The sequence below is a fragment of the Humibacillus xanthopallidus genome, from assembly GCF_044793955.1.
Lineage (GTDB): Bacteria > Actinomycetota > Actinomycetes > Actinomycetales > Dermatophilaceae > Humibacillus > Humibacillus xanthopallidus_C.
This window is the reverse complement of record NZ_CP084995.1, coordinates 1716158-1737936: the sequence shown is the minus strand read 5'-3', so window position 1 is coordinate 1737936 and position 21779 is coordinate 1716158. Positions and strand designations below refer to the sequence as shown.

18 protein-coding genes are annotated in these 21779 nt (G+C 70.3%); 10 read left to right on the top strand and 8 right to left on the bottom strand.

The window, feature by feature from the left end:
* The first annotated feature begins 264 nt into the window (after positions 1–264).
* Entirely contained in the window at positions 265–2319 is a 2055-nt protein-coding gene (locus LG278_RS07735; protein WP_404392551.1) for a PhoX family protein, read from the top strand.
* A 229-nt stretch (positions 2320–2548) separates the two neighbouring features.
* Here the strand turns inward: LG278_RS07735 and LG278_RS07730 are convergent, their stop codons facing one another.
* Complete coding sequence (locus LG278_RS07730; protein ID WP_404392549.1) at positions 2549–3505, bottom strand: DNA-3-methyladenine glycosylase family protein; 957 nt, start codon at positions 3503–3505, stop codon at positions 2549–2551.
* A gap of 159 nt (positions 3506–3664) precedes the next feature.
* On the opposite strand from LG278_RS07730, the gene LG278_RS07725 reads away from it, so the two are divergent.
* Both LG278_RS07725 and LG278_RS07720 read left to right on the top strand, forming a co-directional pair.
* Complete coding sequence (locus LG278_RS07725; protein ID WP_404393573.1) at positions 3665–4363, top strand: DUF3105 domain-containing protein; 699 nt, start codon at positions 3665–3667, stop codon at positions 4361–4363.
* A gap of 14 nt (positions 4364–4377) precedes the next feature.
* Positions 4378–4812 (top strand): nitroreductase family deazaflavin-dependent oxidoreductase, encoded by a 435-nt coding sequence (locus LG278_RS07720; protein ID WP_404392547.1) that lies wholly within the window; start codon positions 4378–4380, stop codon positions 4810–4812.
* 16 nt (positions 4813–4828) lie between these two features.
* Here LG278_RS07720 and LG278_RS07715 read toward each other — a convergent pair whose 3' ends face one another.
* Together LG278_RS07715 and LG278_RS07710 are read right to left on the bottom strand one after the other, a co-directional pair.
* Positions 4829–5794, bottom strand: a complete 966-nt coding sequence (locus LG278_RS07715; protein WP_404392545.1) for a lysylphosphatidylglycerol synthase domain-containing protein — start codon at positions 5792–5794, stop codon at positions 4829–4831.
* Positions 5794–7977 (bottom strand): glycosyltransferase, encoded by a 2184-nt coding sequence (locus LG278_RS07710; protein WP_404392543.1) that lies wholly within the window; start codon positions 7975–7977, stop codon positions 5794–5796. Before LG278_RS07710 ends, LG278_RS07715 begins: the two co-directional genes overlap by 1 nt.
* A 173-nt stretch (positions 7978–8150) precedes the next feature.
* Between LG278_RS07710 and LG278_RS07705 the strand changes: the two genes are divergently transcribed.
* The 4 genes from LG278_RS07705 to LG278_RS07690 all read left to right on the top strand — a co-directional run bounded on the left by LG278_RS07705 (position 8151) and on the right by LG278_RS07690 (position 11236).
* The gene (locus LG278_RS07705) at positions 8151–8837 is read left to right on the top strand and encodes a glycosyltransferase family 2 protein (protein ID WP_404392541.1); all 687 of its coding nucleotides are present in this window, start codon (positions 8151–8153) and stop codon (positions 8835–8837) included.
* On the top strand, positions 8834–9286 hold the full coding sequence (locus LG278_RS07700) for a DUF2304 domain-containing protein (RefSeq protein ID WP_404392539.1): 453 nt from the start codon (positions 8834–8836) through the stop codon (positions 9284–9286). Before LG278_RS07705 ends, LG278_RS07700 begins: the two co-directional genes overlap by 4 nt.
* A gap of 190 nt (positions 9287–9476) precedes the next feature.
* Positions 9477–10493, top strand: coding sequence for an LCP family protein (locus LG278_RS07695; RefSeq protein WP_404392537.1), 1017 nt, complete (start codon positions 9477–9479; stop codon positions 10491–10493).
* A gap of 5 nt (positions 10494–10498) precedes the next feature.
* Positions 10499–11236: a TIGR03089 family protein gene (locus tag LG278_RS07690; protein WP_404392535.1), complete on the top strand. Its 738-nt coding sequence runs from the start codon at positions 10499–10501 to the stop codon at positions 11234–11236.
* Between the two features lie 50 nt (positions 11237–11286).
* Here the strand turns inward: LG278_RS07690 and LG278_RS07685 are convergent, their stop codons facing one another.
* Positions 11287–13155, bottom strand: a complete 1869-nt coding sequence (locus LG278_RS07685; protein WP_404392533.1) for a peptidoglycan-binding protein — start codon at positions 13153–13155, stop codon at positions 11287–11289.
* Positions 13156–13403: 248 nt separating this feature from the next.
* Here LG278_RS07685 and LG278_RS07680 point away from each other — a divergent pair, with 248 nt between their 5' ends.
* Together LG278_RS07680 and LG278_RS07675 are read left to right on the top strand one after the other, a co-directional pair.
* Complete coding sequence (locus LG278_RS07680; RefSeq protein ID WP_404392531.1) at positions 13404–14207, top strand: CoA transferase subunit A; 804 nt, start codon at positions 13404–13406, stop codon at positions 14205–14207.
* Position 14208: 1 nt separating this feature from the next.
* Positions 14209–14865 carry a CoA transferase subunit B gene (locus LG278_RS07675; RefSeq protein ID WP_404392529.1) on the top strand — a complete coding sequence of 219 codons (657 nt, stop codon included), beginning with the start codon at positions 14209–14211 and terminating at the stop codon, positions 14863–14865.
* Positions 14866–14929: 64 nt separating this feature from the next.
* Here the strand turns inward: LG278_RS07675 and LG278_RS07670 are convergent, their stop codons facing one another.
* Positions 14930–15508, bottom strand: coding sequence for a 1-acyl-sn-glycerol-3-phosphate acyltransferase (locus LG278_RS07670; RefSeq protein ID WP_404392527.1), 579 nt, complete (start codon positions 15506–15508; stop codon positions 14930–14932).
* Between the two features lie 292 nt (positions 15509–15800).
* Here LG278_RS07670 and LG278_RS07665 point away from each other — a divergent pair, with 292 nt between their 5' ends.
* Positions 15801–17429, top strand: coding sequence for a glycosyltransferase family 61 protein (locus LG278_RS07665; RefSeq protein WP_404392525.1), 1629 nt, complete (start codon positions 15801–15803; stop codon positions 17427–17429).
* Here the strand turns inward: LG278_RS07665 and LG278_RS07660 are convergent.
* The 3 genes from LG278_RS07660 to LG278_RS07650 form a co-directional block, all read right to left on the bottom strand.
* The gene (locus LG278_RS07660) at positions 17421–19553 is read right to left on the bottom strand and encodes a hypothetical protein (protein WP_404392523.1); all 2133 of its coding nucleotides are present in this window, start codon (positions 19551–19553) and stop codon (positions 17421–17423) included. The genes LG278_RS07665 and LG278_RS07660 overlap by 9 nt on opposite strands.
* 280 nt (positions 19554–19833) lie before the next feature.
* Positions 19834–20760, bottom strand: a complete 927-nt coding sequence (locus LG278_RS07655; RefSeq protein ID WP_404392521.1) for a class I SAM-dependent methyltransferase — start codon at positions 20758–20760, stop codon at positions 19834–19836.
* Between the two features lie 50 nt (positions 20761–20810).
* A complete protein-coding gene (locus tag LG278_RS07650) occupies positions 20811–21776 on the bottom strand; it encodes an NAD-dependent epimerase/dehydratase family protein (protein WP_404392519.1) in 966 nt (321 codons plus the stop codon).
* Between the last annotated feature and the right edge of the window lie 3 nt (positions 21777–21779).

The window sequence follows — 21779 nt, the reverse complement described above, 5'->3', positions numbered from 1 at the left end:
GTCGGCCGCCGCCATCGGGGGGCCTCACTTCCAGCGTAGGAGCCGCCTCCACCGGCATACCGAAATGGTGACGCAGCGGACAGGTCGGGCACTCCCTCACCGTCGGCGGCTCCGCGCGACACCGTCACGCCGTGTTCACTCGATGGTCACCGCAGCAGCACCCAGACCCCACCCCTGCCCTCCTAGCGTCACAGACGGCTCCGAGCCGCGCCGACCCAGCCGCGCGGCGGACCCACCCAGCCTGACTGCCGAAGGAGCACCTGCATGTCCCCCACGCTTCTCCCCCTCATCAGCTCGCCGCGCCACGGGTCGCGCAGCTCGATGACGTGCCACTACCGCTGCAACAACGCCTGCGACGCCCCCGTGCCCAACGAGAGCGACAACCCGCGGATGCGCGACCTCGTCGAGGGCGCCCTCGCGCGCCGGTCGGTGCTCAAGGGCGGAGCGGTCGGCGCCGGGGCGCTCGTGCTCGCCGGACTCGGGACGGCCTCCCCCGCAGCCGCGGCGTCGACCGCCCTGTCTGCCAAGGAAGCCCGCACCACCCCCAACCTCGGCCGAGCTGCGTTCACCCCGGTTGCCCCCAACCGGGCCGATGCCGTGACCAACGCACCGGGCTTCACGCACAACGTCGTCATCCGCTGGGGCGACCCCGTCGAGGCAGGCGCCCCCCGCTTCGACGTCGAGGCCCAGACGCCCGAGGCGCAGGCCAAGCAGTTCGGCTACAACAACGACTACGTCGGCGTGCTGCCCCTCCGCGGCCGCCAGGCCCTGCTCGTCACGAACCACGAGTACACCGACGAGAACCTCATGTTCCCCGCCGGGGCCTACGACGACGCGACGATCAAGAAGATCGCGATCGCTGCCCACGGCATGGCCGTCGTGACCATCGAGCGCGGGCGAGCCACCGGCTCCTGGGTGCGCGCCGACCACCGCCGGGCCGAGCACAACCGCCGCATCACCGGCAGCACCCCGTTCACCGTCGAGGGTCCCGCCGCGGGCCACGAGCTGCTGCGCACCGCCGCGGACCCCTCCGGCCGGACCGTGCTCGGCACCTTCGGCAACTGCGCCGGCGGCACGACCCCGTGGGGCACGGTGCTCTCCGGCGAGGAGAACTTCAACGGCTACTTCGACGCGAGTGGCCCGGTCGAGCCGTCCAACGCGACGTCCTTCAAGCGCTACGGCCTCCCAACCACCACCGCGACCAACCGTGGCTGGTCGAGCGTGGACGAGCGCTTCGACCTCGCCAAGCACCCCCACGAGGCCTACCGCTTCGGCTGGATCGTCGAGATCGACCCCTACGAGCCGGAGTCGGCCCCCGTCAAGCAGACAATGCTCGGCCGCTTCAAGCACGAGGGCGCCAACGTCAGCCTGAGCCGGAGCGGTCACGCCGTCGCCTACATGGGTGACGACGAGCGCGGCGACTACCTCTACAAGTTCGTCTCGGCCGACACCTTCCGCAAGGGCGGATCGCGGGCGGCGCGCACCCACAACAAGGGCCTGCTGACCCGCGGCACCCTCTACGTCGCCCGCTTCAGCGGTGATGGCACCGGCGACGGCGAGTTCGACGGCGCCGGCACGTGGGTCGCCCTCACGTCCGACACGACGTCCTACGTGCCCGGCATGTCGGTGGCCGAGGTGCTCATCAACACCCGCCTCGCAGCCGACACCGTGAGCCCGACGAAGATGGACCGCCCCGAGGACGTCGAGGCGAACCCGGTCAACGGCAAGGTCTACTGCGCGCTCACCAACAACAGCAGCCGCGGCACCGCCTACCCGACCGACGAGGCCAACCCGCTCGCCAGCAGCATGACGAGGCCCGCCCTCGGTGCACCCCTGCGGACCCAGTCGGGCAACCGCAACGGCTACGTCCTCGAGCTCACCGAGCACGGGAACGACCACGCCGCAACGACGTTCACGTGGGACCTCTTCCTGGTCTGCGGTGACCCCGAGGCGCCGGAGACCTACTTCGCCGGCTACGACAAGAGCCGGGTCAGCCCGATCAGCTGCCCCGACAACGTCGCCTTCGACAAGGTCGGCAACCTCTGGATCTCTACCGACGGCAACGTCCTCGGCTCCAACGACGGGCTCTTCCGCGTGCCCGTCACCGGTCCCGAGCGGGGCAACGTGCAGCAGTTCCTCACGGTGCCCTACGGCGCCGAGACGTGCGGCCCGCTCATCACCGACGACCAGCTCTCCGTCTTCGTCGCCGTGCAGCACCCCGGTGAGACCGACGGGGCCACCTTCGAGGCACCGACGAGCACCTGGCCGCACACCGACGGCTTCCCGCGCCCGAGCATCGTGGTCTCCTACCGCAGCTGAGCGCAGCCTCCTGACGCCACGGCCCGCCCCCGCCGAGGGGCGGGTCGTCGCGCTCCATCGTGCTCCCGTATGCCGTGTGGCCGGCTCCCGCGGCGCGGGTGGGCTGGGGCGGACGGAATGCTCCCTCGATCAAGGGATCACCGCGCTGATCGCTCTCTCGATCAAGGGGCGGGCGGACGAATCGCGCTCTCGATCAAGGGTCGGGTGGGCGGATCGCTCTCTCGATCGGTCAGCGGGGGCGGGTCGGGAGGTGCGTGCGCGGAGACATCCGCGGGCCGCGGCGCGGGCGGTGCTGGCCGGTGAGGCCCAGCAGGTGCTGCACGCGGTAGCGGTGACCGGCATACGGCTCGAGCAGCGCGGCGAGGCCGTCGTCGTCGACGGGGGTGCCGGTGAGCGCCCACCCGATGTCCTTGGCGACGTGGTAGTCGCCGAAGGACACCGCGTCGGCGTCGCCCAGCGCTCGCTGGGCGACCTCCGCCGCGGTCCACACCCCGATGCCGGGCAGGGCACGCATCCGGCGGTGCGCCTCGGGCGTGCCGAGACCGACCCCCTCCTCGAGCCGGCCCGCGAAGCCCGCAGCCCGCACGACCGTGCGCGACCGGGCGCCGTCGACCGACGCCTGCAGCCACGCCCACGACGGGATCGCGGCCCAGCCGGCTGCCGTGGGTGGCGCGAGGAGCCCCTCGACGGGCCCCGGCGCCGGGGTGCCGAAGCGCCGCACGAGCATCCGGTAGCCGCTGAAGGCCTCCTGCCCCGTCACCTTCTGCTCGATGACCGCGGGGGCCAGGGCGTCGAAGAGCAGGCCCGAGCGCGGCACCCGCCAGGACGGGAAGCGGCGCCAGGCATCGGCCACCGGAGCGTGCACGGGCTCGAAGCCCGAGGGGTCGTCGTCGTCACCGAGCAGCGCGGGCACACCGTCGAGCAGCCACCCCGCCCCGGGTCCCCACGCGTGCGCATGCACCTCGGAGCCCGCCGCACGGCAGACGAGATGGAGCGTGCCGACGCCCTCCGGTGTCTGGGCGGCCCGGACGACGGAGCGGTCGGCGCCCCAGCGCATCGTGGGGTCGCCCGACCCTCGGCGGAAGACGCCGAGCTGGGCCCGCAGGTTGATCTCGCGGTCGGTGCGCCAGACCCGGCTGAGCACGGTCGGCGACCGTGTCTCGGAGGTGTCGTCGGGTTCGGCCACCCTGACATCCTCGCCTAGACTCGGCACGATCGCCGCGGGTCGGTCGTTGGATGCACGACACCGCCCTGACCCGGCAGTGCAGCTCACACACCCCTGGACGAGGAACGAGGAACGATGGCCCGCGAGACGAGCCGAGACAGACGCGAGCGCGTGGCAGCCATGCAGGCCGCCCAGAAGAAGGCCGAACGCCGTCGGCTCCTCGTCGTGATCGGCGCCTGCGTGGCCGTCGTCGCCATCATCGGCGCTGCCGTCGCGTGGGCGGTGCTCGGCGAGCAGAACAAGAAGGCCGAGGCCCTCAGCGCGATCAGCGGTGACGTGGCCGCGGCCTCCTGCGACCCGATCACCGACGACCCCGCCAGCGGGTCGAGCGAGCACGTCGGACCGGGCACCAACCAGCCCGACCTCACGACCGTGAAGTACGCCACCGTGCCCCCGTCAAGCGGTCAGCACTTCGCCGTGCCCGCCGTCGAGGCGCGCCGGGTCTACACCGTCGCCGACGCCCCCAAGATCGAGACACTCGTGCACAACCTCGAGCACGGCTACACCATCCTCTGGTACGACCGCTCCGTCGAGACCGAGCAGGCCGCCGCCTTCGAGGCGCTCGCCGCCAAGGTCAACGCGATGAAGGAGTCGGCCAACAAGTTCCTCATCAGCCCGTGGGATCCCGCCTACGGCGAGCTGCCGGCCGGCAAGAAGTACGCCCTCTCGCACTGGTCGGCCGACGTCGACCAGAGCAGCGGCAAGGTCTCCAACCAGATGGGCCACCGCCAGCTCTGCGGCGGGCTCAACACGACCGTGGTCGAGGACTTCGTCAAGAAGTTCCCGTGGAGCTCGGCCCCCGAGCCGGGCGCTGCCTGAGGCAGACTCGGGCCATGGTGATCGAGGGAGAGTATGTGCCGAGTCCCCGCAAGGGCGCTCGCGACCAGGTCAGTGAGATCGAGCGCACCGGCACCACGGACTCGGTCGACATCATGGGCATGCCCGTCGTGCTGCTGACGATGGTCGGGGCCAAGACGGGCGCCATCCGCAAGGTGCCGCTCATGCGGGTCGAGCACGATGGGCTGTATGCCGCCGTGGCCAGTCTCGGGGGCGCCCCCGAGCACCCGCAGTGGTACTGGAACCTGCGCAGCCTCCCCGAGCTCGACCTGCAGGACGGCACCGTCGTCACCCGACGGCGGGCCCGCGAGCTGGAGGGCGAGGAGCGCGCGGCCTGGTGGGAGCGGTGCGTCGCGACCTTCCCGCCCTACGCCTCCTACGAGTCCAAGACCGAGCGGCTCATCCCCGTCTTCGTGCTCGAGCCGGTCTGACGCCTGTCATCTGGCGTCAGGCGGCAGTGGTCTCGCTCGCCTCGTCCTCAGCGCGGCGCTCGGTGACGAGGTGGTGGCTGCGCGCATAGAGCCAGCCACCCAGTGCAGCGAGCACGTCGATGATCGTCACGATGAAGCGCGACACGATGGCGACCGCCGCCGCTGCGGGTGCCGGGATGGCGACCGACAGGATGATCGTCAGCAGTCCCTCGCGGGCACCCAGACCGGCGGGCAGGATGATCGTCAGCATGCCCAGTGACACCGAGAGGGCATAGCCCGTCATCGCCGCGCGCGTCAGGTCGGGGTGGGGGGCATCTCCCGCGACGGCCTGCGCGAGCAGCAGCGTGTGCACACCGAACGCCAGCCAGACGAGCACGAAGATGCCGACCGACGTCAGCACGGCGCGACCGGACAGGTCGTGCTCGAGCGGCTCGCGGCGCAGCGTGCGCAGCATGAGCGCGATGATGGCGTTGAGCAGCCTCGGCACGCAGAGCACGACGACGAGCGGGATCGCGAGCAGCACCCACCACGAGAACGCGTCGGCGTCGCGCCGCAGTAGGAACGAGGCGGCGGGCAGTCCGACGAGCAGCCCTGTCAGCAAAGACAGTCCGAGGGCGAGCAGGCCGGTCACGGCCGTGCGCCGCCGCGGCACCTTGAGATGGCTCGCGATGTCGGCCTGGACCAGCACCGACCAGAGGGAGCCAGGGAGGTACTTGCCGAGCTGCCCGACGAAGTAGACGCCCGACGACGGCGCGAGGTGAAGGTCGGAGCCGAGGTCGCGCAGGATGACGCGCCAGCCCAGCATCGTCAGCCACGTGCCGACCGCTGCGGCGAGCGACGAGAGCACGAAGACCGGCCACGAGATCTTGTTGAGGTGCACCGACACCTCGGCCCAGTTCTTCGCCACCGCCCACACGACCGCCGCCAGCACGATGACGGCGATCGCCACGCGCAGGATCGTCAGCACCCGCCCGCGGGTCATCAGCGGCGCCTCAGCGTCAGTCGCACGAGGCCGTATGCCGCGTCGTCGGCTCGGGCTCGACCGGCCGCCTCACGCATGCGCGCCGTCACGTCGCCGTCGAGGTCGCCGACGAGCACGAAGCCGAGGTCGTGGGCCCGCGCGAGGATGCCGCGCACGTCGGCGGGGCCGACGGCGCCCTCGGCGGAGGGCGGGCCGATCGGGACGGTGACGATGAGCAGACCGCCGGACCGCAGCGCCCACGACGCCTGCTCGAGCACCTGGGTGATGTCGCTGGCGTCGCACCCGCGTGGGTGGATGCGCACGATGACGTCGAGCGAACCGGTGTCGACGTCGAGGGCGGCGACGCTCGGGTGCGCCCCGGTGAACTCGATCTCGACCGGGGCGAAGCCGACCGCCCTCGCCCAGCGCGACAGCAGGGAGCGCGAGCCGGTCTCGTCGACGATGACGGCACTGCGCCGCCCGTCGTCGCGCACCCGCAGGATCGCGGTGAGGGCCCCGAGCGCGGCCCACGACGAGACGCCGTCGAGCGAGCGGGGCAGACCGAGGACGCGGGCCAGGCGTCGGGCGTCGTCGGCCTCGGCCGGGTCGCCGAGCACGTCGGTCGCGAGCACCCAGTCGGGCACGTCCTCCGGACGCAGATCGAGGACGTCGCGCCGCGAGGCGAGGCTCTGGCGCACCCGGTGCCGGGTCGCTCCTGCCAGCGTGGCCCAGGTGCGACCGATGGTCGCGCCCACCCGAGCGGCGACGTCCTCGGTGCGCGACAGTCCCTCCGACCGCGATCCGGCCGGTGAGGAGGGCTGCGAGGAGGCCTGCGGCGCAGACGAACCCGGCAAGACGGCATACCCCTCAGCGTCGTCGAGGCTCTCGAGGGTGGCGTCGTCGCCGTCGTCCGTCGCGTCTTGGGACGTGGGAGTGCCAAGCACGTCGCTCGGCTCGGGGCCCGGGCCGAGGAGCGACTCGTCGAGCGACAACGCCTCGATCGTGCCGAGGTAGTGCGCCCACGGTCCGGAGAGGTCGGGGGTCTGCACCCCGTCGGCGAGGCGACGGCGCACCTCAGGGTCACCAAGGCGGCGCAGCGCTCCGGCCAGGGCCCGCTCGTCGTCGGGCGGCACGAGCAGCCCGTTGACGCCGTCGGTCACCTGCTGCGAGAACGGCACCACGTCGGAGGCGAGCACCGGCAGACCATGGGCGTGGCCCAAGACGACGTTCTGGGACGCCGTGGCGGAGCGGTAGGGCAGGGCCAGCACGTCGTGGTCGGCCAGCAGGGCGGCGAGCGCGTCGGCGGGGACGTAGCCCTCGCGGATCTCGACCCGACCTGCCAGGAGGGGGTCGGAGGCAAGACCGCCCACGACCCGGCGAGCCGGACCGCTCATCTCCCCCGCGATCGTCAGCGTCACCCCGGGCACCGTGCGCATGGCACGGAGCAGCACGTCGATGCCCTTGTGCTCGCGGATCAGCCCGAGGGCGAGCAGCCTCGTGGGACCCGGCCGGGGGCCGCGTGAGATCGGGTGGCCGCCCGGCACGTGCGGGGGCAGGTCGGCGACCGAGACGCGGCGGGCGCCGAGGTCGTGCGCGAGACGGGCCTGGTCGGCGCTGTGCACGAGCACCGAGTCGACCCGCGAGAAGAGCAGCCCCATGAGGCGGGCATCGCCGGTGTGCGGCTCGAGCGGGAGCACGTTGTGGCAGATGACGATCGACTGCGCGCGTGGCACCGCGTCGGCCGCCCCGGATTGGGCACCGGCCTGGGCACCGGCCAGGGCACCGGTCAGGGCTCCCGCGGCGCGCAGCAGCGCGAGGTGGGCCGGCACGGCCGGCGGGATGGCGTGCACGACGACGATCGCGTCGAGTCCGCGCAGGCGCCGACCGACCCTCACCCAGCTGTCCGGGCGGGCCCAGCTGAGCGCCCGGATCGTGCGCGGGAAGGGTGGCACCTCGGGCACGTCGACTCCCCCGCGCGGCACGGTGACGTCGTCTCGGTGCAGACGGGAGGGGTAGAGGTGGGCCCAGGAGACGAGGACGACGTCGTGGCCGGCGTCCTGCAGGTGGTGGGCGAGCATCGTCGTGTGGGCGGCGATCCCGCCGGTGTGCGGATGCGTCGGGCCGACGACGGCGATGCGCAGCGCCGCTGCTCCTGCCCCGCCGGGCGCGGGCTGGCCCGTCCGCTCGATCCTCGCCTCCGTCATGGTGCTCCGACTCTAGTTGCCCGCCCGGATCGCGCGTGCCACCGATGCCGCGCCCTGAGGGCACGGCCACGAGCCCCGGGCCTCGAGCCTCGGGACATCGGCGACGCGCGCGTCACCTGCACCGACGGCATCGCTGGTCGGAGGCAGCCGCGGACGGCTCTACGCTTGTCCGCATGCAGAACGACGACGTGTGGCTGGTGGTGCCGCTCTACAACGAGGCCACCGTCATCGCCGAGGTCGTCCGCGAGGCTCGCGCCGTCTTCCCCCACATCGTCTGCGTCGACGACGGATCCACCGACGGCTCTGCCGAGGCCGCCGAGCTCGCGGGCGCTGCCGTCGTGCGCCATCCCGTCAACCTCGGGCAGGGCGCCGCGCTGCAGACCGGCTTCGACTACGCCTTGAGCGACGCGGCCATGCGCTACGTCGTCACCTACGACGCGGACGGCCAGCACCAGGTCACGGACGTCGAGGTGATGGTGGAGCGCATCCGGCGCGGCGACGTGCGGGTCGTCTTCGGCTCGCGCTTCCTCGACGAGCGCACCGAGGCATCGGCCTCGAAGCGGCTCGTCCTGCGCGCCGCCGTCGCCTACACCAACCTCACGACCGGCACGCGCCTCACCGACGCGCACAACGGCCTGCGGGTGCTGCACCGCGACGTCGTCGAGCGGCTCGACATCACCCAGAACCGGATGGCACACGCGTCCGAGATCGTCGCCCAGATCGGCTCGATGCGCTTCGACGGCGCCAAGGTCGCCTACGCGGAGGAGCCCGTGCACATCCTCTACACCGACTACTCCAAAGCCAAGGGCCAGTCGCTCTGGAACGCCGTCAACATCCTCGCGGAGCTGATCTGGCGATGAGCCGACAGAGCGTCATCCAGGTCCTGCTCATCGTCGGCACCCTCGCCGTGGCGTGGCGCCTCCTGCTGGGTTCGGGGCAACGCACCCAGGCCGTGCGCCGCCTCGCCCTGCTCGCCCTGGCCGCCCTGGCCGTCTACTCGATCATTGACCCGAGCGGCACGTGGACGCGCGTCGCTCGGTGGCTCGGCATCGGTCGTGGAGCCGACCTCATCCTCTACGGCCTCGTCGTCGCCTTCCTCGGCTTCGTCGTGACGACCTACCAGCGCTTCCGCGTGATGGAGACGCGCTACACACGCCTGGCCCGGCGGATCGCGCTCGACGAGAGCGAGCCCGCCACCGTCCACAGGTCGAGGTCCGAGACTGGGGCGCCCGCCCTGCCGGGTTCCCCCACCGACTCGGGGGTTCCCTCCGATTATCCGATCCAGCCGGAGGCCACCGATGCCGACTGATCCCCGCCGACCCGAGAGCTCACGCGATGACGCCTACACCGTCGACACCCGTCGTCGGGTGAAGAGGTCGTCCGGCGAGGTGCGTCCGGCACAGACCCGCCAGCCCGCCCCGGGTCGCGAGCCCGCGTCGGGCGGTCGTCCGGCGTCGGGTGGGGATCGGCCGGCATCGAGCGCTCGGCAGGCCACCTCCGTGCCGCCCTCCTCCGAGCCGGGACACCGTCTGCGCAAGGGGCGGATCGCCCTGCTGATCGTCGGCGTGCTCCTCGTCTCCTGGATCGCCTTCATGATCTGGGTGCCGGTCAGCGCCTGGAACTCCGTCGCCCGGGTCGACAACATCCCCGCCGGCGAGCGCCCGGCCGACACGTCGGGCTACAACTACCTGCTCGTGGGCTCCGACAGCCGCGAGGGCCTCACCAAGGAGCAGCGCAAGGAGTACGCGACAGGCAACGCGGCCGGCAATCGCACCGACACGATCATGCTCGTCCACGTGTCCGAGAGCGGCGGCAAGCCGGTCATGGTGTCGCTCCCGCGTGACTCGTATGTGCCGATCCCCGGCCGCAACAGCAACAAGATCAACGCCGCCTACTCGATCGGCGGGCCCAAGCTGCTCACCGAGACGGTCGAGAACGTCACGGGCATCCACATCGACGGCTACGTCGAGATCGGGCTCGGCGGCTTCGCGTCGGTCGTCGACAGCGTGGGCGGGGTCTACCTCTGCGTGCCGCGAGACATGAAGGATCCCAAGGCCGGCATCGACCTCAAGAAGGGCTGCCAGACCCTCGACGGCGGCGACGCGCTCGGCTACGTGCGCTCGCGCTACGAGGACCCGCTCGGTGACATCGGCCGTGCCGCGCGCCAGCGGCAGTTCCTCGGCGCGCTCATGAAGCAGGCAGCCACGCCCTCGACCGTGCTCATCCCGTGGCGCTACAAGGCCTTCGCCGACGCGTCGGCCGGAGGTCTCGCCGTGGGCACCGAGACGGGATTCTTCGACGCCGTGCGGGTGCTGCAGGCGATGCGCGCCGTGAGCAACGACGAGGGCCTGTCGCTTTCCGTGCCGACGAGCGACCTCTCCTACCCCACCAACGCCGGGCTCGCGGTGAAGTGGGACACCGAGCGCGCCAAGGCCCTCTTCGCCGCCCTCAAGGACGACGAGCCGCTCACCGAGCCGCCCGCCGGTACCGTGCCGACCGAGCCGGCCGGCAGCTGACCGCCGTGGCCGACTCCCTGAGCACACCGCCCCTTCCGGCCCAGCTGTTGGCGCGCCTGCTCGCCTCCGACTCCGCGAGGCCGAGATTGACGTGGTACGACGACGAGCCCGGCGAGACGGCGGGTGAGCGGATCGAGCTGTCCGCCCGGGTGCTCGCCAACTGGGTGGCCAAGGCCGCCAACCTCCTGCAGGACGACGCCGCCGCCGAGCCGGGCACCACGGTGGGCATCGACCTGCCGGCCCACTGGCGCTCGGTCTACTGGGCGCTCGCCACCTGGTCGGTCGGCGCCACCGTGGTGCTCGGCGACTCCGCCACCGGCGCCGACGTGCTCGTCACGGACTCACCCGAGCGGGCGGCAGCGCACGGTGGCGACACGGTGCTCGTGACGCTCGCCGCGCTGGCTCGGGCCCATCCCCGGGCCGGCGACGCCCCGGGCGCCGTCGACGAGGCCCGCGAGCTCTCGACCCACGGTGACCTCTTCTCCCCGATGGCCGACCCCGAGCGTGCTGACGTCGCGCTGGCGACGCAGGCCGGCGACACGGCATACGGCGACCTCGTCGTGGCGGAGCCCGCCTGGGGCGACTCGCCGCGCGTCGCGCTGCGAGGCACGACGGAGCAGGTGCTCCGGCAGTGCCTGTCGGCGTGGTCGGCCGACGGCTCCGTCGTCATCGGACGGGGCGTCAGCCCCCGTGACGCCGAACGCCTGGCCTCGGAGTCGGTCACGGTCGACGCCCGGGGCTGACGGGGCCGTATGCCGCCCGGCTCGCACCTGACCGCCGCGCGCCGTCCCGCCTAGGCGGACAGCCGGTCGAAAAGCGACCACGTGCGTGAGGCGACGACGCCGGTGCTCGCGAGCCCTGCCCCCGCCTGAGCCGCCTTGACCGCGTCGCGCGTCACCTGGTCGAACACTCCGGTGACCCGCACGCCGAGCAGCCGCTGCACCGCAACGACCTGTGGCCCCGCGTCGCCCTCGCGCAGCACCGTCGACCGGCTCGTCGCGAAGGGGAAGTCCCGCGCCTCGAGCACGTCCCAGACGTCGGCTGTCACGACCCCGGTCGCCGGCAACGCCATCGAACGCTGGAGCGCGGCGACCTTGTCACGCGTCACCGAGCCGAACACCCCGTCGACCGCGAGCCCACCGAGCCCGCGCTGGAGCGCTCGCACGGGGGCGCCGCGCGAGCCGAGCCCCAGCGTGAGGTCCTTGAAGGGCGTGTAGGCCGTGTCGACCTCGACGCGGGCGACGCCGGGGCTGACGCTGCTCATCCGGGCGGGCGCTGACGCGAAGACCGTCATCGCGGGCTCCTTCGGGGTCGGGGCTGCGGTGAACGCCGCGGGCGCGACGGTCGACCAGCCGCGGGTGTAGAGCACCTGCTGGGTGCGCGAGTCGGCCACCCCGGTGACCGGCAGGCCGGCGAAACGCTGGTAGGCGGAGACGCGCGCCTGCGTCAACGTGCCGTAGTAGCCCGTCGTCGGCAGGCTGCCGAGCTTGGTCTGCAGCGTCTTGACCGCCGTCGAGGTCATGCCGAGACGCAGGGTCGGGTAGGTCGTGGTGGTCGCGGCAGCGGTGACGGACCAGCCGCGCACCCAGAGCCGCGCCTGCGTGACGGGGTCGGCGACGCCGGTCTGCGGCAGGCCGACGAACTTCTGGTAGGCCGTGACCCGCGCGGCCGTGAGGGAGCCGTAGTAGCCCGTGGTCGGCAGGCTGCCGAGCTTGGTCTGCAGCGTCTTGACTGCCGTCGACGTCATGCCCACCCGCAGGGTCGGGTAGGCCGCCGTGACGGTGCGCCACCCGCGGTGGGCGAGGATCTCCTGCGTGCGCAGGTCGGCGACACCGGTCTGGGGCAGGCCGACGAACTTCTGGTACGCGATGACGCGCGCCTTGGTGAGGGTGCCGAAGTAGCCCGTCACCGGCAGCCCGCCCAGCCGCGTCTGCAGCGTCTTCACCGCCGCAGAGGTCATCCCGAGCGACAGCACTCCCGCAGCGGTCGGAACGGGCGTCGTGGTGGTGGGGGTCGGCGGCGTGGTCGGGGTCGTCGGCAGTGTCGTGCCGGCAGCCGGCAGGGTCGTCAGGACCGTCGTCGCGGCGACACCGGTCCACCAAGACGTGCGCCCCGCGGCGCCGTTGTAGTTGAAGCTGAAGTGGATGTGGTCGGTGTGCGGTGAGGCGCCGTAGTAGGGAGCCCACCCCCGCTCCGGCGCGTAGGACCGCCACATCTTGCGGTTGTAGATGATGTACATGATCCCGAAGCGGCGAGCCATCGCGCCCTGCACGCCGTTCTTGTCGGGGGCTGTCAGCCAGGCCAGCACCGACTGCGCGACGGCGGCCTGCGACGTGTTGTTGACGTTCAGCATCCAGTCCCACGCGCGGCCGTCGTAGTGCTCCGAGGGGCCGCTGCCGCAGGTGCGACCGATGAGCGACACCGAGCCCATCGCGTAGTGCGTCGTCATCAGCTTGGCGAAGGCCACCACGCCGGGCCGCGGGCGGGGGTCGCAGATCGTCTGCGCCTGGTAGGGCACGTAGACATCGAGCGCCGAGGGCAGGCTCTTCGTCGGCGGGGCCTTGACCGCGGCGGCTGCGGGCGCGGCCGGCATGACGACGGCCGGCGCGACGAGGGCGGGGATGGTGAGGACGAGGCCCAGCTGGCGTCGACGTGAGGTCATGGGGGGTCTCGATTCAGGGCAGGGAGCGCACAACCTGACCATTTATGCACTCCTGTCACACGCATCACAAGGGATGACTCTGAATTACACGAGTGTTCTTTCGCCCCACCCGTCACGCAGGGTGGTGAGCCTCACATGGGTCGGCGACACAGGGGTGCTCCACACGTGGCTGGGCGACATGTGGGCGCCTGCTGGTGTGGGGCGACCCCACGTCCGCCCACACCGCGCGCGCGGATAGAGTCCCGAGCATGGACAAAGTCGTCTCCTCCCCCCAGGAGGCCATCGCCGGCATCAGCGACGGCATGTCGCTGTCGGTCGGCGGTTTCGGCCTCTGTGGCATCCCCTCCGTGCTCATCTCCGCCATCCACGACGCGGGCCTGGCCGACCTCGAGGCGGTGTCCAACAACTGCGGCGTCGACGACTGGGGCCTCGGGATCCTGTTGCGCGACAAGCGGATCCGCCGGATGGTCTCTTCCTACGTCGGCGAGAACAAGGAGTTCGAGCGGCAATATCTCTCCGGCGAGCTCGAGGTCGAGCTGACGCCGCAGGGCACGCTCGCCGAGCGCCTTCGTGCGGGCGGCTCCGGCGTCGCCGCCTTCTTCACGATGACCGGCGTCGGCACCCAGATCGCCGAGGGCGGGCTCCCCTGGCGGTATGCCGCCGACGGCACCGTCGCGATCGCCTCCCCTCCCAAGCCGACCCAGGACTTCGACTGGATGGGCGAGCGCAGGACCTTCGTCCTCGAGCAGGCCATCACGACCGACTTCGGGCTCGTGCGCGCCGCCCGCGGCGACCGCCACGGCAACCTCGTCTTCCACCAGTCGGCCCGCAACTTCAACCCGCTGTGCGCCATGGCCGGGCGGATCACCGTCGCCGAGGTCGAGGAGCTCGTCGAGCCCGGCGAGCTCGACCCCGACCAGATCCACCTCCCCGGCATCTTCGTGCAGCGGGTGCTGCCCCTGACCCCCGAGCAGGCCACCGACAAGCGCATCGAGCGACGCACCGTCCGCCCCCGCCCCACCACCGGCACGACCACCGAGCAGGAGGCCTGAGATGGCACTGACCCGCGAGCAGATGGCCGCCCGCGCCGCCGCCGAGCTGTCCGACGGCGCCTACGTCAACCTCGGCATCGGCCTGCCGACTCTCGTGCCCAACTACGTGCCCGACGACGTCGAGATCGTCCTGCAGTCCGAGAACGGCATCCTCGGCGTCGGCGCCTACCCCCTCGACGGCGACGAGGACCCCGACCTCATCAACGCCGGCAAGGAGACCGTCACCCTGCGCAAGGGCGCCGCGTTCTTCGACTCCGCCACCTCCTTCGGGATGATCCGCGGCGGCAAGGTCGATGCCGCCATCCTCGGCGCCATGCAGGTCTCGCAGGGCGGCGACATCGCCAACTGGATGATCCCCGGCAAGATGGTCAAGGGCATGGGCGGCGCGATGGACCTCGTCCACGGCGCCAAGAAGGTCATCGTCCTCATGGAGCACAACGCCAAGGACGGCTCCTACAAGATCGTCAAGGACTGCACGCTGCCCTACACCGGGCGAGGCGTCGTCCAGCGCATCATCACCGACCTCGCCGTCCTCGACGTCACCGACACCGGCCTCGTCCTGCGCGAGCTGGCCCCCGGCGTCACCGAGGACGAGGTCCGAGAGCGCACCGAGCCCGACCTCGTCGTCGACCTCCAGCCCGCGCCGTCGCGGGGCTGACAAGACTGACGCGCCCACCTTCCCTCGGGGAGGTGGGGACGGCGGCATACGCGATGGGCCGGGGTCAGCTGCTGCCGCCCCCGGCGCCCAGCTCCTCGCGCAGGCGCGGCTCGGTGCGCAGCTCGGGGTGGATGCCCCGCTTGTCGCGATAGAACTCACGCACCTTGTCCATGTCGGCGACCACGTCTGCCGTCGCCATGATGGTGGGTCCGAATCCCGTCGTGCGGCTGGGCCCGTCGATGAACGCCAGGGCGATCGGCAGCTTGGCCGAGCGTGCGATGCGCCAGAAGCCCGACTTCCAGTACTCGCCCTTCTTGCGGGTGCCCTCCGCCGCGAGGATGAGCAGGAACGGCTCCCCGCTGCGGGCCTCGCGCACGAGCTCGCGCACGACGGCGCCGGGGTTGTCACGGTCGATCGGGATGCCGCCGAGGCGCGGCAGCAGCCACGCCAGCGGCCCGCGGAAGAGCTCCTTCTTGATCAGCACGCGGGGATTGACTCCCCCGCGCCACATGACGAGCAGCATCATGACGAAGTCCCAGTTGGACGTGTGGGGCGCTCCGACGAGCACCCCGGTGCGGGGCACCTCTCCGACCGCGGTCCAGCCGCTGAGGCGCAGCACCAGGCTGGCGAGTCGACTCCGCATCACGATCCTCTCCCGGGGGCCGGCGCCCGACGGTCCGACGTGGCCCCAACCTACGGGAAACGGGCCTCGCAATCGCGAGCGAGACCTTGCGCCCAAAGCGATGCCGATCAGAGGCATGCGCAAGAATGCAGCCCATGACGACGAAACGGTCGCTTGCCACGGCCGACTCATGCCTGCCCCAGCACCGCCTCGGAGGGTGGCTTCGATGATCGCGGGGCGATGGACCAAGCGCTCGACTGCCCACTCAGACCCCGCAACACCAGCGGAGGTCGGACGCGGTCGCGTTCTCGCTGTGCTCGCCGACGACGAAGTCGGCCCCGAGCTCATGTCAGTCCTGGCGTCGGAGCGCGGAAGCGCCCACGTGATCGCTCCCGAGGCCCGGCCCGTGTGGGAGCTTGCCGAGTCTGCAGCTGCATTCCACGCGGCCAAGCACCTCGACGAGGTCAACTGGGTGCTGAAGATGGTCGGCCCCGTCGATGTCTTCATCAACCTCACCACCAAGACACCTGCCGGCCACGAGACCGACTGGGATCGGCTCTTCTTCAACCTGCGCAAGGGTGGCGTGTACGTCATCCCCCGGGACAGGATCCAGCGTGACGAAGAGCCGGGCATCTTCGAGAGGCTCGTGAAGGTGATCGCGGCCCAGAGCGCACCGCATGAGGCGCGGAGGGCGATGCCAGCTGCGATCCGCGAGTTCGCTGACTCGGTCGGAGGTGTGCAGCTCGACAGGACAGAGATTCGCATCTCGAAGGCGAATCAGCACTTCGTGAAGATTCGAGACGCGGACGGCAGCCGAATGCTGGCCGTCCGTAGCCGGGAGCTCACCGTCCGTGATGTGGCGGTGCTCCCCGCGCAGACGTTCGAGCACCGCGGCTCTGTCATCTCCCATGAGGCCGGCGTGCCCATTCCCGACCTCGGCACAACATTCACGGTCCCTGCGCTCAAGCTGCGTCAGTACACGGGAAAGATCGGAATGGTCTCCAACGCACTGTTGTTCGCTGAGGAGTCGATCCTCCCCGACTCCTTCAGACATCACCGCACACCGGGGCTCATCAACCCAGCCATTGCCAACGTCAACCGCGACTTCGCACGAATCCCCGAGCGTGTTCTCCCCCACACCACGCGTGAGGGCACCTTCTACCACCTGGACTGCGAGAACTCTGGGCACTTCGGCCACCTCGTCACCGAGGTCATGTCTCGTCTCTGGGGGTGGGAGGAGGCCAAGAAGGAGTGTCCAGACCTCAAGGCGATCTTCCGCATCCGCTACCCCAACGAGCGGGATCCGCTGCTCGAGCGACGCCTCTTCACCGCCTATGGGATCAGTGAGGCGTCCATCACCTGGATCACCGAGCCCACGTGGGTCGACTCCATCTATGCGGCGTCTCCCATGTGGCACAACGCGGCGCCTCACTATGTCCATCCGGACCTCCTGCAGGTCTGGCAACGTGTCAGCCAAGGGCTGGCGCGCTCCGCGCCGAGGGAGGTCACGCCCGCGGACCGACTGTTCATCTCCCGCCGCGACACCATGTCCAACAGGGCCTGTCGAAATGCGCGCGAGGTCGAGCGCATCTTCAGGCATCACGGCTTCGTCGTCGTCTACCCGGAGGAGTTGGACCTTGCACAGCAGGCCCACCTGTTCCGGGGGCCGCGCGTCGTCGCTGGATTTGGTGGCTCCGGCCTCTTCAATATCTTCAACAGCGAGGCACTGGAGCACCTCATCGTGCTCAACCACGAGTCCTACACCGCCCGCAACGAGCACCTGTACGCCGCGGTTCTCGGGTGCACCGAGCACTATTTCTGGAGCCCTGCCGACGTTGCGCAGCCGGTCACGGGCTGGAGCGCCGACGCGTACTACTCGGGATGGGAGTTTGACTTCGACCGCAATCTCGACTCCCTGACCACGCTGCTCAGGTCACTGTGAGGGGACGCCTGCCGGCGGTGCCGTCATCACCGCGTTGTTTCGGCGTCGCCGCCTGATGGCCTCGCCAATGGGCCAAGCCGCTCCCAGAACGAGCGCCGCCGCCAGCGCGGCACGCTCAACCGCCCATCCAGGAGGCGAGTACCTCACCGTGACCACGTCGCCCGGTGCCACCCGCGAGACGTCGATGGTGAGGAGGTATCCATCGGTCATGTCCGTCTCGGAGGCTCCGGCCACCTCGTAGCCGGGCCATGCCAAGCGGCTGAGAACGACCTTGCCCGAGGGCGTGGTCGTGTTGACCTGGAAGCTCGCGCCTCGGTCGTCTTGGGACAGTTGGGTGACCGACACCCCGCGGCTGTTCCAGACAACACCACCGGCCATCGGCACGGGTGCATCCCGGACCCACATCACAGCGTTCTTCGTGGAGGACTCGACGCGCCATCCTTGCGGGGGGTTTGCGAGCAGTTCCGGGCGGAAGTCGCTGGTAGCCAGGTAGATGGTGCTCACCGATAGCAGGTCCACGCGTTGCAGACCCGTGCCCGCATGCGTGCTGAACAGGGTCGTCAGCAGCTCGGGGCAGGACGTCCCGTTGTAGCGAATGCAGTAGCGGCGGTCGTAGTTCTGAAAGCCGATCGTCGTGTAGGTGTTCTGGACCGAGTGCGGGTTGACGAACCACGCACTGGCGATGAGGAAGTCTCGGCTCAGAGAAGGATCCGTGATGAGGGCGTCCTCCACGTCGCCCACGACGATGACATCGCCCACCGCACCCGAAACCTGGTTCTTGTAGTCGGCCACGAGAGCGGGCATGTTCCGGTCAACGGAAGGTGGCTCGGGAAAGAAGTGATACTGGCTTGCCAGAACGGCGAAGGTCCACATCATCGCGACGAGGCCCACGGCAATATTCGGCGCACGCCCCAGACGCGCCATGGTCAAACCTGCGACCCCTCCAACAAGCACGCCACACAGAACGATGGCCGCGAGCACCGCGATCGTGCGTGCGTCGATCCAGTGCCGGGAAACGATGAGGTAGGCCGCGACGATCGTCCACGCGGCAGCCACGACCACGCGGCGTGCGGTGACCCGCGCCACCATGGCTCGCGAGAGCAGAACGCAGATGATGACCGCCAGCGGCATCGCGAACTCGGGCATCACGCGAGCAGGCCATCGAATGGGACCGATCTGGTTCGGTCCGAGCAGCCAGAGCACGATCACGCCCAAGAAGACGTAGAGGCCCGCCATGGGTCGCAGCAGAGCAACTGCTCGACGGGGTTGGACCAGAGCCAGGAGTGGTATGAACCAGACGGTGAAGCTCGCTGTCACCGGGAAGGGGAGGATGCCAATGAGCATCCCCAGCAGGTCACCCGGGAGACTACCGTCACTGAGGATCTTGAAGCCGGCGCGGACGGTGACCGGTGCTGTCAACACTCCCGGCAGATAGACGGCAACCGCCAGCAGCCCGCAGATCACACCCACGAGTACAGGTCTCCACGCATCGCGGCGATGACCAAGGACGACGGACTCGGTCACACACGCCAGCACGACGATGGCGATGAAGAGACATCCGTAGACATAGCCCACCGAGACGATGAGCATGCCCGTCGCCAGGGCAGCCGCAGCATTCCTCCGCCGGTGGGTAATCCCTCGCATCGCCCACCAGAACACGGGCAGCAAGGCCCATATCACTTGCCCCGTCACCCACGATGGGGACTCCAGGTAGCGCGTCGCCCCGCCCACGGTGACCGTCAGTCCAGCCAACGCTGCCGCCCAGGGGCGTGCCTGGTAGGAGCGGGTCAGCGCGTAGGTCCCCAGAGCGCCGACCACGAGCAGCACGAGCTTGACCACCGTGGAAAAGACCACGGCGTTGGTCACGTGCACGGACAGCACTCCGAGGAGCATCGTCAGAGGGCTGAACAGTCCCCACTGGCCCTCACCGATGAAGTTCCCGGCGCGCCACACCTGTGGGTCGACAACTGGCCAGCGGCCAGCCAGCAACTCGGTGCCGAGGTGGTACCACTGCCCGAACGCCCCTGCCTGCGTGTCGCCGTGGAAGTAGTACCGCGGTGTCGCCCCGAGCGGCCAGACCCCCGCCAGGAGGACAAGGACGACAAGCACGATGACCCAGAACAAGTCGCTGTGCTGCAGCGCCGACGAGAGTCGGCGGGTAGAGGTCGCGGGCGGCTCCGTGACTGAGCTCGAGCGCTGTGGAACCACGCTGGGCTGCTCCGGGGACACCTCGACTGCGTGCGCTGGCACACAACTCCTAACCTGCACCCGGGCGGCGCGCCCAAGATGGCTGGGACGCCGTCCGGCATACGTTGCTCGACGGATCTGGCGGCACATGACCGCCTCGAGGATACCGTCGCTCCACCACGACCACCGACCGACCCCGACCGACGCCTGTCGTCGTTCAGTCCGAGAGCGACCTGAGAGCTGCCCGAACGGATGCGAGGTCTGTGGTGACCCCCTGCTCTCGCAGGGAGAGGAGCCGCTCCCACGCTGTCGAGGAGAGCAGGTCCTGAGGCTCCACACTGATGGAGCGATTCATGAAGGACATCGGCGGCCTTTGCGGGTCGACCGAGTGCAGGTACTGCACTTCCTCCTCGTAGCGCTCACGGAGGACCGTGGACCGAGGATCCAGTGACGTCACGATCGCCGTGCCGGTGGGAGCTGTGTTGACGAGGAGGACGACAAGGTCCGGTCGATGGCGTTTGAGCACCTCCACCATCTTGTAGACGTCCCCTGTCCAAGCGCTGGTCATGCGCTTCCGGGAGGCCTCGAGACCATTGCGAGGGAGAACATCGTCGACAACGACAACTCCCGTGGGTGCCATGAGCGGCTCGATGTTCATGAAGTCGCGCAGCGCGAAGTCCGACAAGTGCATACCGTCGATGAACGCCAGGTCCACAGGCGTGTCACCGAAGTGGGACGTCGCCCGGTCGCGGGCGAAGAAGTCGTCACTTGTTGCGCGGACGAGCTGCACGTCGCACTCGAGCTCCTTGACAATGCGGAAGGACGGGTCGACACCAATGGATCGTGCGCGTGAGAGGGCCAGACTCGCTCCGTCGTTGACCCCCACCTCGAGATACGTCCGCGGCTGCAGCCTGTGGTGCAGCTCCTTCAACAGAGTGTGACGACTCATCGTCGGGCGGGGATGCTCGACGAAGGGGTCGGGACCAACCCACGTGGTGGGCGTTGTCTTGCCCGCTGGGCCAGTCATCTGGATGCGCCGCGCCGTGGCATTGCGGACACGTCGCTCCATCAGCCGCACGTGATCAGCGCGTGGGGCACCGATGACGTGATTCAGTCCACGTCCTACCCAGGTGCGGAACGCCATCCACTGCCCCTTCGAGACCACGCAGCGGCGACATCGCGACTGCGCAACACCTATCGTGCGGCCACCCGAAGCCTACTGCTGAGGTCCTCCAGAGTCGCCGCTACCCCTGCAGGGAAGGTCGTGAGGGTGCGCCGGTCGATCTCGGGCCACACCCGGGACCTGAGGCTGAGGTCGCGCGACTGGAGGGCTGAGACCGACGATGCGCCGAGGACAATCGACGGGCGACGTCGAAAGATACGACGGAGCTCGGCGATCACCGCCCCGATGGTGATGGCGCGCTGCGTGGCGAGGATCTTGGTCACCACCGGGGCGTCACCGACCGGGCTGCCCTGCGACTCGGCGCGGGCGAGGTCGAGGCAGTCGAGCACCATCTGCGCGCAGTCCGGCGCGTAGAGGTAGTCGCGCAACGTGTCCAGCGATACCCAGATCGAGACGGGTCGACGCTCCAGGTGGGCAGCGCAGAGCTGGGAGACGAGGCCCTGCGGCTTGTCGAGGTTCTGGCCGGGCCCGTAGAGGTTGGCGATGCGTCCGATGACGACGGGGCTGCCACCACGGGCCCACTCGGTGACGGTCTGCTCGGCGCGCAGCTTGGCCCAGCCGTAGGCCGCCAACGGCTTCGTCGGCGAGAACTCGTCGTAGGGCGAGGCGCCCACGCCGGCGTAGACACCACCTGCCGATGAGGCCAGGAAGAAGGCGCCGCGGGAGGCGTCGGAGCCCTCCCGGAGGCCCTCGAGTGCGGCGACCAGCGCCGCGTGCTCTGCGTCGAACGACTCGGCTGACGAGCCTGTGACGCCCGCGCCGGCGCACCAGACGACCTGCCACCCGCGGCCCCCGGCGTCCGCTCTCAACCGGCGAGCCGTGTCCGCAAGCACCGACTCCGCCTGCGTCGGGTCGCTCCACGGGACCCGCGGGGCGTCGAAGATCGGCGCCCGCCCTCGTAGGGCAGCTACCACGTGCTGGCCGAGGAGTCCGCCTGCCCCCACCACCCAGGTGAGCGGGGGATGCCCCGCGGTCATCGA